The sequence below is a fragment of the Acinetobacter halotolerans genome (assembly GCF_004208515.1).
GTDB classification, from domain to species: Bacteria; Pseudomonadota; Gammaproteobacteria; order Pseudomonadales; family Moraxellaceae; genus Acinetobacter; species Acinetobacter halotolerans.
This window is the reverse complement of the sequence record NZ_SGIM01000013.1, coordinates 19,657-32,090: the sequence shown is the minus strand read 5'-3', so window position 1 is coordinate 32,090 and position 12,434 is coordinate 19,657. Positions and strand designations below refer to the sequence as shown.

The window sequence follows — 12,434 nt, the reverse complement described above, 5'->3', positions numbered from 1 at the left end:
TGTCTCTTAATTTCTAACTCAGCAAACTTTATGCCAATTTAGACAGCATCTGGTCCAGTCTCACCAGTACGAATACGGATGACTTGTTCTAGATTCGTGACAAAGATTTTTCCGTCACCGATTTTTCCTGTGCTTGCGACACGCGTAATAGATTCAATCACTGCATCTACCATTTCATCGCTAATCGCAATTTCGATTTTTACTTTTGGTAAGAAATCAACGACATACTCTGCACCGCGGTACAGTTCAGTATGTCCCTTTTGACGCCCGAAACCTTTGACTTCAGTTACGGTAATCCCTTGAACACCAATATCAGAGAGTGCTTCACGAACATCATCTAATTTGAATGGTTTTACAATTGCAGTTACAAGCTTCATGTGTGTTTTCCTTCGGCTTATTTTCACCAGTAAGGTTTTATGTTCAATTTTCATGCCAATATTGAAAGGTTAGGGGGTTTCAAATACTGGACATCAGTTTTCTTTATAACCTATTTAAGCTTAGAGATGTAGATCCTCAATTGAAAATAAGTTGTATTTGCTCGGATTTAACTGAATTTTGCAGTCACCGATCAAGCTGTTCCGCACAGTGCTAGAGGATTGCTGCAAGCAGTGATACACTGAGCAACAAATACACATAAACGATTGAGCACTTTATGATTGAAACTCTTTTACAGGCTATTTTGCAGCAAGTCGATCAACCCAAAAAAGACTTAGAAAAAAATTTACGCGCTTTACTCAATGAAAGTATCGAAAAATTAGACCTTGTTTCGAAGCAAGAGTTAGACCGTCAAAGAACAGCCTTGAATCTAGCCAACCAACGCCTCACTGAGCTACAACAACAGATGAAATCACTTGAAGAAATCGTACAGAACAAAAAATAAGCACCAACACGGTGCAGATAGCACCGTAAAATGACTAAAAATAAAGCACCACAATGGAACAACAAGAAAATGTCTTTCGCAAAAATTTACACAAGGGGTTTATTGGGGCTACACGCCCCTCAAATCGAAGTTGAAGTCCACATTAGTTCTGGCCTACCCTCTTTAACCATTGTCGGCTTGCCTGAAGCCGCAGTGAGAGAAAGTAAAGATCGGGTTCGCTCTGCAATTATTAACAGTGGATTTTTGTTTCCAACCAAACGCTTAACCATTAACCTTGCACCTGCGGATCTTCCTAAAAATGGTTCACGTTTGGACTTACCCATTGCTCTAGGAATTCTGATCGCTTCTGGTCAACTTCCTGAAAATTGCACTGAAGGCTTTGAATTTATTGGAGAACTAGCACTGGATGGACATTTGCGTCCAATCTCAGGAGCATTGACCATCGCAATGGCCTGCCAACAGAGCCAACACCGCTTGTTGCTTCCCACTGCAAATCTAGATGAAGCCAATCAACTTCCAAATTTTGATGTGTATGCAGCCAATCATTTACAAGAAGTTTGTGCACACTTTTCGGGCAATTCACAGATAACAGCAGCACCTAAACAAGCGAATGCAGCTTTATCGGGCTATCAATTTGATCTGGCAGATGTTAAAGGTCAGTTACGCCCACGTCGGGCGCTCGAAATCGCTGCGGCAGGCGGACATTCTTTACTGTTTAAAGGTCCACCCGGCACTGGGAAAACTCTACTTGCATCAAGGTTGCCCTCGATCTTGCCGCCACTCAATGCTCAAGAAAATTTGGAAGTTGCGAGCATCTATTCGGTTGCAAATGCCCAACATCATTTTGGACAACGTCCATTTCGAGCACCACACCACACGGCATCCGCAATTGCATTGGTCGGTGGTGGCTCACAACCAAAACCCGGTGAAATAACACTGGCGCATTTAGGCGTATTATTTTTAGATGAACTGCCCGAATTTGATCGTAAAGTATTGGAAGTATTACGCCAGCCACTTGAGTCTAAAGAAATTGTAATTTCACGTGCGGCAAGACAAATGACCTTCCCAGCCAACTTTCAATTTATCGCGGCAATGAACCCCTGCCCTTGTGGTTATGCCTTTAATCAAGACAGTCGTTGTCAATGTTCACCTGAAAGTATCCAACGTTATCAGAATCGTATTTCAGGGCCGTTATTAGACCGTATTGATCTACATATCGATGTACCACCATTACAAGCACAAGAATTGCAAGATCGAACACCCACTGAAAACTCTGAAATTGTACGCCAACGCGTCATCACTGCGTATCAAAAGCAGATTCAACGACAACAGTGTTTAAATCAAGCGCTTTCTCCGAAGTTATTAGAGCAATATGCGCTTTTAGATGACAGCTCTGCAAGAATCATTGAAATGGCACAACAACGTCTCAATCTTTCCGCTCGAGCCTATCATCGGGTATTACGTGTTGCTCGCACCATTGCTGATTTAGCTGAAAGCGACATGATCTCCAGTACCCATCTCACCGAAGCACTGTCTTATCGGGGTAGTCAAACTTAAAAAAAAGCGACCTTATGGTCGCTTTTGATTGTTGTTATGATTAAAAAGCGTAACCCACTCCCAGAACTACTTTATTCTTTTGTTTAGTTTCATCACGTGTATAGCCACCGAAAATATAATCTAAATTCCAAGTTGCACCTGTTTCGCCCAGCGGATGTGATACACCTAAAGTTGCATGACGGAAAGCAAAGTCGGTTTTGGTGACATCCCCAGCTTTAGCTTGGTAGGCTAAATATTCATCATCATCGCCATAATAATAGGCTGCAACTTGAACTTTTCCTGTAAAGTCACCTGCAAGTTTGGGTGCATAAGTTGCCAAAAAGTAGGTGTCACCTTTATTACCAAAAGTCACGTTATTCAAAAGCGTTTGAGCTGTCACTGTGAAATCTTTATAACTTAGGCCCACAATCGTTTCGTAACCCGTAGACTCCCAACCCGGATAATAGTAATAAATCGTTCCTCCAATTTGATAACCCAAGTCATCGGTGATTTTTCCTTTATATCCTGCATAGAAATCATTTTCGAATGACTTTTTCTCTTTTGGAATATAGGTGGGTGAAGTATTAAAATCTGCATAAGCAGCAGTCAGGGTTGAAAACCAGTAACCCAAATAAAATCCACTGTCATGGCTATAATCAAGTCCACCCTGAATTGCAGGTGTATCACTTTCAGGTGAATTGGTCATCCCGCGTAAGTTATAACTGGATACAACACTGATATTTCCTGAAACTGCACCCGGAAATGGAAGCTTCGATTCTTCCGCTAATGTAAAAGTTGATGCCGTTGCAATTACCCCTAAAGCAACAGCTGTGCATGCAAATTTCATCATATTGATCTCCCCCATGATTTAGATATTCAATTGATTTAAGTTTTAAATTGCATCACGGGGTAATTTGCAAATGCTATGCCAAGCTTAGAGCACTTAAGAAAATATAATAAATACAATAAATAACAATGATTTAACATTAAACCAAAATCAAGATTGGGTTTTATTTCTAGTTTTAAATTAAAGGAGAAGCAAATAGTGCATCTAAACCAAAGCAGTCCTGATCGTTATGGCGCACTCAAAAAGTAACTATGAAAATGCAAGTAACTTTACCCCCCTTATTCAACTCAATCATTATTTAAAAATACAGTGATGATCTCGCTCATAATGCATTTACGTTGCTTCTCAGTTAAATAAAAAATGATATTCATCAGAAAGAATGTTTTTCCATGGGAAAATATAGGTATAAAAAAAGCAGAGCAAATGCTCTGCTTTAGAGAAACAATAGCTTAGAAGCTTTTGGTTAGCGTAAAGACTGCACCAGTTTTCACACCACGTTTGTATGGTTGAGTTTGTGCATCAATATTAGTACCAATCGCAGCCAATTCCGCACTAAAACCTTCAATAGACTTGACATCATAAGTCACGCCAACTTTCCAGTCGACGTAGTTATCTTTAGTATCCTTCTCACCGAAAGCATCATCAATATCAACCTTGGTATAGCCGACACTTGCCACACCGCCAAAACCAGTGTCAGCAAAAGGAACACTATAAGCAAGGTTTAGATACCAACCATCTTCATCTGAGCCAACGACATCGTTGCTATAATTAATAGCAGCTAAGATGTTATCGCCAGTCACAATTGCATTGTCAAAACCAAGCTTCGCGTAGATTTCTAACCAATTCAAGTCAGATGAACTTGGATAACCGTAATACCATAAACCTACATCTAAAGTTGGTTTACCAACAAATGGTAACTCTGTCGCATAACCAATATATGGATCAAGCTCTAAATGCGTTGGATCATCTGAACCAAAATGAACATTAGAAGCCCACACACCAGCATAAACACCAGACTCATGGTCTAATTGAAACCCACCTTGAATCGCAGGATCACTTTCCGTTTGAGTCATACCACGGAAACGATAATCGGTTGTCAATGCAGCACTTCCTGAAAAGCTTAACCCACTTTTCGCAAGTGCATTATCTTCTGCAGCGAAACTCACTGTTGAAAGTCCAGCAATCATACTAAGCGCAAGTGCCTTACATGCAAATTTCATCATATTGATCTCCCCCATGATGGATATTCGACTGATTTATGTTTTAAATTGCATCACGGAATAGATAGCAAATGCTGTGCCAACTTTAAAACATCCTTATAGAATAAGTGCTCTTGTTCCATAAAAGTGCCTTTAGCATTCATTAGATGCGTTTCAGTGGAACTCAGCCCATTTTTTACTTATTTTTTTGATCTATTAAGAAGCACAATAAATATCCAGTTTATTTATTGCACAAAAAAGACGCATTTTTTAGCAATATAAATTGTCTAAACATTGGAAACATCAGTTATACGTATGTAATTTAATTCGTGCTCAATAAAAGTGCATCTGAAGTACCTTAAAATAATCTGAATAAAGTGTTCCTTTTTCGTCGTTGTCAGATTGCCATTCGTCGGGATGTAATTTTTTGCAAACCAAACTGCTATATTTTTAACCAATCAATAAATAACTCATTAAATTTAAACAGAATTTATATGTCTTAATCACACTTTTTAAACACAACTTATATAGAAATAACAAGAAAAAATTACAACCCTTATAAATATATTTAATCATATATATTATATACTTAAATTTATTATGTTTAATTTTTAAACGAGAAACAAATCATAAAATTGTATAAACTTTTTATGAAAAATTAATGAAAAATTTTTAATAAAAATCTATCTTTTTTATGTATAACTTATACAATTGTTCAAAATTTGCAGTTTCTTTCCCAATTTTATTATGAGGCTAGGCTATGCCAAAGGCACAGAAACTTACATTAGCGGTATTGATTAATGCCGCACTAATCACTTCAACATATGCAAGCGAACAAAGCGAAGCAAAAGGATTTGTTGAAGATGCAAACGGAAATGTTTTATTCCGCACGGGTTATTTAAATCGTGATAAGAAAAATGGTGTCGAAGACACTAGCTCTTACGCTCAAACTGCGATGGTTAAGCTAGACTCTGGCTTTACTCAAGGTATTGTAGGCTTCGGTGCTGGTATTATTGGTGATGCGTCTTTTAAATTAGGCTCGAACAATAATGCGGGTAATGGCATGATCCCTAAGCACCCAGACGGTTCAGCATATGACCATTGGGCACGTGGTGGCGGTTATGTAAAAGCACGCTACTCAAACACGACCGTTTCTTATGGTACTCATATCTTAGATATTCCAGTATTGGCGAGTAATACAGCACGTTTAGTCCCTGAATATTTTGAAGGTGTATTAGCAACAAGTCGTGAAATTGATGGTCTAGAATTAACAGCTGGTAAATTCACGAAAGACCAATACTCTGATCAGATCAATAGCGATGGCAGACATCTTGATCGTGCCGTTGTTTGGGGTGCAAAATATAAATTCGATGATCATCTAACGACTTCGTATTTCGGCTTAGATAGCAAAGATAAGTTAGATCGCCATTATATTAATGCAAACTACAAGCAACCATTAAACCAAGATAGCGGCTTGACTTACGATTTAAGCGCTTATCACACCAAGTGGGATGAAAAAGCAAGTACGTATTCAAGTACGACCAATGATTTATCTAATCGTAAAAACACCATTTGGGCACTTTCTACGACCTATAATACAGGTCCACATAGCGTGATGCTGGCTTACCAACAAAACAATGGTAATACTGGTTATGACTATGGTGAAAATGCTGACGGTGCTCAAAGTATCTATTTACCAAATTCTTACCTTTCAGACTTCATTGGTAATAGCGAAAAATCAGCTCAATTACAATACAATGTAGACTTTGGTGGTTACGGTGTTCCTGGTTTATCTTGGACAACAGCATTTGTTTATGGTTGGGATATTAAAGTTAAAAATCTAACTGATAATGCTCAAGAACGTGAATTCTTTAACCAAGTAAAATACACCGTTCAATCAGGTTTTGCTAAAGATGCAAGCTTACGTGTACGTCACTCGTATTACCGTGCAAGTGATGAATATCAAACCAATGCTTATATCGGCGACACCAACGAATGGCGTCTTTGGCTTGATATTCCTGTGAAATTCTTCTGATTCACAGTTATTAACTCGCTATAAAAAACCTCCATTCAACTGAATGGAGGTTTTTTTTAAAACCAAATTTTCAAAATTAGAAAATTTGATTTAATCCTTTAAACTTACTTTTGAGCAGCTTCGATTGATTTAATGATTTCTGCTTTAGCAACTTCAGAACTTTCCCAACCATTCAACTTCACCCACTTACCAGGCTCTAAATCTTTGTAGTGTAGGAAGAAATGTTCAATTTGGCTGATCAACAATTGTGGAAGATCTGTATATTCTTGAACATCTTTGTACAATGGAGATAATTTTTCATGTGGAACTGCGATCAGTTTCGCGTCGATACCACCATCATCTTCCATATTTAATTTACCCACTGGACGACAACGAATTACTGAACCCGCTGCAACTGGATAAGGCGTCACAACAAGTACGTCTAAAGGATCGCCATCTTCAGATAGGGTGTTTGGTACATAACCATAGTTTGCAGGGTAAAACATTGCTGTACCCATGAAACGGTCTACAAATAACGCATCTGAATCTTTATCGACTTCGTATTTGATTGGCGCTGCATTTGCAGGAATTTCAATGATGACATAGATGTCATTTGGCGCGTCTTTACCCGCAGGAATATTGCTATAACTCATATCAACACTCGTGTATGTGAAATTAAATATAAAAAATCGGTCAGATTATAACGTGAATACAGTCAAAATGATGCTGTATATTAGTATTAGGCGTCATGAATTTTTATGAGCAACTTGGTTTAAGTCATTTTAATGGTGATCACAAACAAAAAGATTGGGCAAAGTAAGGAAAAAAACCAAATAATTGAGCGTAAAGTTGCAAGATTGGCTAAATAACAAATTCCATAAATGACGCGGAAAACAATATATGCCCAGCCCAATGTCAGGATAAATCGCTCAGGAATCACCATATATTCCGCCATTAAAATTGCAGCAATAAATAAAGGTAAACTCTCGAAACTATTCTGCTGTACAGCATTTGCTCGTGCAGACAATCCTGTGGTTCTAGCCAAAAATTCACGAGGATTGTGATTGTCTTTTGCTTGAAAACCACCTTTTGATTTCGCAATCAAAGTAAAAACATAAGGCAATAAACATGCGACGATAATAATCAATATAATGCCGCTAATACCGTGCATCTGACATCCATCATTTGAAGTTCTTCTGATCATGCTATCATAACTTATGATTTATGAAACTTTCATTTGTACTTGTTCAACTTACATTTCTTTTTGTACATTTGAGCCACTAGAAAGTTAGATCAAATGACTTTGCTATGTTTTTATATTGTTTTAGGGTCGATTTATGCAACAGCAAGATCAAAAAGAAATGTTTGATATCCTTGATCAACAACGCCAAAACCAACTTAAGGTTGATCGGGTTTTAAAAATTGTATATCCGATTGTTGCTTTTTTACTTAGCGTGATCTGTGCCAACTTAAACTGGCAATCGACCTTAGGAACCTTTGTTATTTTGACCATTGCCTTTTATGCGGTTGGGATTAAGCGTTTCACTCTCTGGCACTGGTTGATCATCACTACACTATATGTCTTTGCTGATAATTATTTTAGCTTTAACGGCATCGACCCAACGCGTTTACGTTTCCAACTCATTACCATGATCATTTTCGTGGGGATTGCAGGTATCAGTCGACGCTATATTGATCGCTGGTTTATGAAAAAATCTGCCTAGTCAGCACAACAACAATCGATAGTCATAAAAAATGCCGCACTTGCGGCATTTTTTATGTAGCTCTCTTTAAAAAAAGAGGCTAGAAAAAACTTTTAAGCTGGTTTACGTAAATCTTTACGTAAGATTTTACCTACGTTAGATTTTGGCAACTCATCGATAAACTCAACATAACGTGGGCATTTATAGCCTGTTAAATTTTCTTTCGCATATGCAATGATTTCTTCAGTCGTTAATGAAGCATCTTTCTTCACGATGAATAATTTAGGCACTTCACCTGATTTTTCATCAGGAACACCGATCGCAGCAACTTCCAATACTTTTGGATGTTGTGCAATGACTTCTTCAATTTCACTTGGGTAAACATTAAAGCCAGATACCAAGATCATGTCTTTCTTACGATCAACAATTTTGAAGTAACCACGGGTATCCATGATACCGATATCACCTGTACGGAAGAATCCATCAGCGGTCATTACTTTATCTGTCTCATCTGGACGATTCCAGTAGCCTTTCATCACTTGAGGGCCACGGATTGAGATTTCACCTTGCTCACCTTGAGCAACTTCTTTCCCGTCATCATCCAAAATCGCAACTTCAGTTAATGGCAATGGGACACCAATCGTGCCACTAAATTCAGTGGTTGCTGGTGGATTTGCTGTTGCTACTGGAGAGGTTTCTGATAAACCATAACCTTCGATAATAATTGTACCTGTTACTTTCTTCCAAGCTTCAGCTGTAGATGGTAATACAGCCATACCACCGCCCATCGCCATCTTAAGTTTACTATGATCGAGCTGTTTAAACTCTTCGTTGTTCACTAGCGCATTAAACAAGGTGTTTACTGCAGGGAAGAATGAAGGTTGGTATTTACGTAATTCACCAATCACCGCAGGTAAGTCACGTGGATTAGGAATCAAAATATTCGCTTGACCTTTGTACATGCCGTACATCGCACAAACCATAAATGCAAAGATATGGTAAAGCGGTAATGCACAAACGATACGATCATCTTTTGCACCGTCAGCATCGCCAAACTTACTTGAGAAAATAGCATCACACTGTAAAAGGTTTGATACTAAATTGCGATGCGTCAGCTCAGCACCTTTAGAAACACCTGTCGTACCACCCGTATACTGAAGGACAGCTGTATCACTTAAAGTTAAGCTTGGACGTTTATAGTTACTTGGATTTTCTTTGTTTAATGCAGTATTAAATTTGGTATAACCCGGAATATCCCAAGCTGGAATTTGTTTACGCACTTTACGTAAAACAAAGTTGACCAATGTTCCTTTCAGCGTTCCCAGCATATCCCCAACAGTCGCAACAACGACGTGCTTAACAGGAGTTTTACCAATAATGCTTTGATATACACTGGCAAAGTTTTCAATAATGACCAACACTTCTGAACCAGAGTCATTGAGTTGATGCTCTAACTCACGTGCTGTATAGAGTGGGTTTACGTTGACAAGAACCAAACCAGCACGGAATACACCTAATGCCACCACTGGGTATTGGAAAACGTTCGGCATCATTACCGCCACACGTGTTCCCTTTGCCAAACCTAAACTTTGTAAATAAGCTGCAAATTTACGACTCGCAACTTCTAACTCATTAAACGTTAAAACCTTATCCATAAAGATAAAGGCATCACGTGATCCGAATTTTTGGAAATTGCGTTCAAAAATATCAACAAGTGAAGTGTTTTCAGCAGGCAGTGCAACTGTTTCTGGGATTCCTGTCTTTTGGTATTCAGCAAACCAAATCTTTTCCATAATGCCATTATCTCCGAGTGGTAATCCTTAAAAATGTAACAACGTTACTTTCCATGGCAAAACATTTTTATTAAGTTCTTGAATTGCCCTGTAGACCTATCCAAATAATATGAATACGTCATCATATATAACGTATTTGTATCACAGAATACCAGCCTTATCTCTGAACGAGGAGTCTATTTGCTTTTTGATATCCCCGTGGTAAAAGTTGCCCCTTTGTTGCTCTTTTTCCTATATATTTTTGGAGATCATCCCCTTTCAGTTTTAAATGCTGTTGTCCTGCAGCGACTTGGATTATTTCATCTAACGTCAAGGTTGTCATGGATAAAATTTGTTCTTTCTCCTCAAGTTGTATCAACTTGTTACCTTTACCTTTATTTAGGATAGGGAGTTCAGCCAAATCAATAATAAGTAATCGTCCTGCTGAACTTAGTATTGCAACATGAGTGGACTGTTGAATTGGGAGCAACGGTAATGCAGTGGCTTTATCCCCAACGGTTAAAAAGGTTTTCCCCGCTTTGGCATTGGTATCTAATTGACCTGCTTTGGTTTTAAAACCATAGCCATTTGAACTGGTAACCAATAACTCTTTGCTATCATCTTCAACTAAAACTTGGAGAAAGGACACCCCACTTGCTGGCGCAAGTTTTGAACTCAGGGGCTCACCTAAACCTCTGGCTGAAGGCAAGCTGCTGATTGGTAAAGCATAACTCCGCCCTGTTTTATCCAAGAAATAAACCCGTTGATTGGTTTTACCCACTGCATGACTTAAATATTGATCACCTGCACGGAAATTTAGATTTGCGGCATCTACATCACCGCCCTTGGCTGCACGCACCCAACCCGCTTCCGATAAAACAACAGTTACCGTTTCAGCCGGCAGCAAATCTTGCTCTTTAATTTGAACCGCATCTGCTCGTACCACGAGTGGTGAACGGCGATCATCACCAAACTTTTTCGCATCTTCTTTCAGTTCATTGATAATTAAACTTTTCAGTGATTCAGGATTTTCGAGTTGTTCGCGAAGAATTGCCGCTTTCGCTTCTAACTCTTCTTGCTCACGGCGAATTTCCATTTCTTCAAGCTTGGCCAAATGGCGAAGTTTCAATTCTAAAATTGCTTCAGCTTGAATTTCATCAATACCAAAATGCTGCATCAGCACAGGTTTCGGTTTGTCTTCTTCACGAATAATACGAATCACCGTATCGATATCTAGATAGGCGATCAAAAGACCTGCCAAGATATGTAAACGCTTTTCAATCTTGGTTAAATGATATTGCAAACGGCGGGTCACAGTTTGCTTACGAATCTCGATCCATTCCAACAAAATACGACGAATAGATTTTACCTGTGGACGACCATCTGCCCCAATCATATTCAGATTGACACGATAGCTTGATTCCAAATCAGTGGTTGCAAATAAATGGCTCATCACCGTTTCAGCATCAACACGATTGGAACGCAGTACAATCACCAAGCGCGTTGGATTTCTGTGATCGGATTCATCCCGAATATCAGCCACCAAAGGCAACTTCTTCGCAATCATTTGATCAGCGATTTGGGTAACCACTTTTGAACCTGAAACCTGATAAGGCAATTCAGTAATCACAATTTCATTTTTTTCTATCGTATAAACTGCACGCATACGATAACTACCACGACCTGTGGTTTGAATTTTAAGTAATTCTTCAGGTGGGGTAATGATTTCTGCTTTGGTCGGTAAATCTGGTGCCGGAATATACTCCGCCAATTTTTCATCGGTGGTTTCAGGATTACGAATCAGTGCAATCGTCCCTTTCACCACTTCACGCAAGTTATGCGGCGGAATATCGGTCGCCATCCCGACTGCAATACCCGTTGTACCATTGAGCAGGATATTTGGAATACGAGCAGGCAAAGTAATCGGCTCTTTCATCGAACCATCAAAGTTATCTTGCCATTCGCTGGTGCCTTGACCCAATTCATTCAGCAATAGCTCACTATAAGCTGAAAGTTTGGCTTCGGTATAACGCATTGCCGCAAATGATTTAGGGTCATCAGGTGAACCCCAGTTACCTTGACCTTCAACCAACGGATAACGATAGCTAAAGGGCTGCGCCATCAATACCATTGCTTCATAACAAGCCGAGTCACCATGCGGGTGATACTTACCCAAAACATCACCGACGGTACGTGCCGATTTCTTTGGCTTTCCAGTCGACTTTAAGCCAAGCTCACTCATGGCGAAGACAATACGCCGTTGGACAGGCTTCAAACCATCACTGATATGCGGCAATGCACGATCCATAATCACGTACATGGCATAGTTGAGATAAGCTTGTTCTGTGAATTCGGCTACGGAGCGGTTTTCTGTTGCATGATGTGCAAGGCTGGTCATTTCAGCAAGTCATCCAAAATCATTGTTATCGTCAATGCTTTGTATGCTATGTGGATGCAAGCGTTGTGACAAGCCCTAGTTGTTG

The 12,434-nt window shown here is 39.2% G+C and carries 11 protein-coding genes; 4 read left to right on the top strand and 7 right to left on the bottom strand.

Annotation, left to right across the window (positions count from 1 at the left end; all coding sequences use genetic code 11):
• Nucleotides 1–38 precede the first annotated feature (38 nt).
• Nucleotides 39–377 carry a P-II family nitrogen regulator gene (glnK, locus tag EXE30_RS13730; protein ID WP_000780326.1) on the bottom strand — a complete coding sequence of 113 codons (339 nt, stop codon included), beginning with the start codon at nt 375–377 and terminating at the stop codon, nt 39–41.
• Nucleotides 378–652: 275 nt separating this feature from the next.
• Here glnK and EXE30_RS13725 point away from each other — a divergent pair, with 275 nt between their 5' ends.
• Nucleotides 653–880, top strand: a complete 228-nt coding sequence (locus EXE30_RS13725; RefSeq protein ID WP_130162885.1) for an accessory factor UbiK family protein — start codon at nt 653–655, stop codon at nt 878–880.
• Between the two features lie 69 nt (nt 881–949).
• Complete coding sequence (locus EXE30_RS13720; RefSeq protein WP_130162926.1) at nt 950–2,437, top strand: YifB family Mg chelatase-like AAA ATPase; 1,488 nt, start codon at nt 950–952, stop codon at nt 2,435–2,437.
• A gap of 40 nt (nt 2,438–2,477) precedes the next feature.
• Here the strand turns inward: EXE30_RS13720 and EXE30_RS13715 are convergent, their stop codons facing one another.
• Together EXE30_RS13715 and EXE30_RS13710 are read right to left on the bottom strand one after the other, a co-directional pair.
• Nucleotides 2,478–3,266: a TorF family putative porin gene (locus tag EXE30_RS13715; RefSeq protein ID WP_130162884.1), complete on the bottom strand. Its 789-nt coding sequence runs from the start codon at nt 3,264–3,266 to the stop codon at nt 2,478–2,480.
• A gap of 446 nt (nt 3,267–3,712) precedes the next feature.
• Nucleotides 3,713–4,486, bottom strand: a complete 774-nt coding sequence (locus EXE30_RS13710; RefSeq protein WP_130162883.1) for a TorF family putative porin — start codon at nt 4,484–4,486, stop codon at nt 3,713–3,715.
• Nucleotides 4,487–5,222: 736 nt separating this feature from the next.
• On the opposite strand from EXE30_RS13710, the gene EXE30_RS13705 reads away from it, so the two are divergent.
• Nucleotides 5,223–6,497 (top strand): OprD family outer membrane porin, encoded by a 1,275-nt coding sequence (locus EXE30_RS13705; protein WP_130162882.1) that lies wholly within the window; start codon nt 5,223–5,225, stop codon nt 6,495–6,497.
• A 104-nt stretch (nt 6,498–6,601) separates the two neighbouring features.
• Here the strand turns inward: EXE30_RS13705 and ppa are convergent, their stop codons facing one another.
• Nucleotides 6,602–7,129 carry an inorganic diphosphatase gene (gene ppa, locus EXE30_RS13700; protein ID WP_121930598.1) on the bottom strand — a complete coding sequence of 176 codons (528 nt, stop codon included), beginning with the start codon at nt 7,127–7,129 and terminating at the stop codon, nt 6,602–6,604.
• A gap of 119 nt (nt 7,130–7,248) precedes the next feature.
• Nucleotides 7,249–7,647: an MAPEG family protein gene (locus tag EXE30_RS13695; RefSeq protein ID WP_130162881.1), complete on the bottom strand. Its 399-nt coding sequence runs from the start codon at nt 7,645–7,647 to the stop codon at nt 7,249–7,251.
• A gap of 166 nt (nt 7,648–7,813) precedes the next feature.
• Between EXE30_RS13695 and EXE30_RS13690 the strand changes: the two genes are divergently transcribed.
• Nucleotides 7,814–8,200, top strand: coding sequence for a hypothetical protein (locus tag EXE30_RS13690; protein WP_130162880.1), 387 nt, complete (start codon nt 7,814–7,816; stop codon nt 8,198–8,200).
• Nucleotides 8,201–8,292: 92 nt separating this feature from the next.
• Here EXE30_RS13690 and EXE30_RS13685 read toward each other — a convergent pair whose 3' ends face one another.
• Both EXE30_RS13685 and parC read right to left on the bottom strand, forming a co-directional pair.
• A complete protein-coding gene (locus EXE30_RS13685; RefSeq protein ID WP_130162879.1) occupies nt 8,293–9,972 on the bottom strand; it encodes an AMP-binding protein in 1,680 nt (559 codons plus the stop codon).
• 157 nt (nt 9,973–10,129) lie between these two features.
• Nucleotides 10,130–12,349 (bottom strand): DNA topoisomerase IV subunit A, encoded by a 2,220-nt coding sequence (gene parC / locus EXE30_RS13680; RefSeq protein WP_130162878.1) that lies wholly within the window; start codon nt 12,347–12,349, stop codon nt 10,130–10,132.
• Nucleotides 12,350–12,434 lie beyond the last annotated feature (85 nt).

Coding starts and splice junctions, on each gene's coding strand:
- glnK (WP_000780326.1), bottom strand. CDS start 377: ATGAAGCTTGTAACTGCAATTGTAAAACCATTCAAATTAGATGATGTT.
- EXE30_RS13725 (WP_130162885.1), top strand. CDS start 653: ATGATTGAAACTCTTTTACAGGCTATTTTGCAGCAAGTCGATCAACCC.
- EXE30_RS13720 (WP_130162926.1), top strand. CDS start 950: ATGTCTTTCGCAAAAATTTACACAAGGGGTTTATTGGGGCTACACGCC.
- EXE30_RS13715 (WP_130162884.1), bottom strand. CDS start 3,266: ATGATGAAATTTGCATGCACAGCTGTTGCTTTAGGGGTAATTGCAACG.
- EXE30_RS13710 (WP_130162883.1), bottom strand. CDS start 4,486: ATGATGAAATTTGCATGTAAGGCACTTGCGCTTAGTATGATTGCTGGA.
- EXE30_RS13705 (WP_130162882.1), top strand. CDS start 5,223: ATGCCAAAGGCACAGAAACTTACATTAGCGGTATTGATTAATGCCGCA.
- ppa (WP_121930598.1), bottom strand. CDS start 7,129: ATGAGTTATAGCAATATTCCTGCGGGTAAAGACGCGCCAAATGACATC.
- EXE30_RS13695 (WP_130162881.1), bottom strand. CDS start 7,647: ATGCACGGTATTAGCGGCATTATATTGATTATTATCGTCGCATGTTTA.
- EXE30_RS13690 (WP_130162880.1), top strand. CDS start 7,814: ATGCAACAGCAAGATCAAAAAGAAATGTTTGATATCCTTGATCAACAA.
- EXE30_RS13685 (WP_130162879.1), bottom strand. CDS start 9,972: ATGGAAAAGATTTGGTTTGCTGAATACCAAAAGACAGGAATCCCAGAA.
- parC (WP_130162878.1), bottom strand. CDS start 12,349: ATGACCAGCCTTGCACATCATGCAACAGAAAACCGCTCCGTAGCCGAA.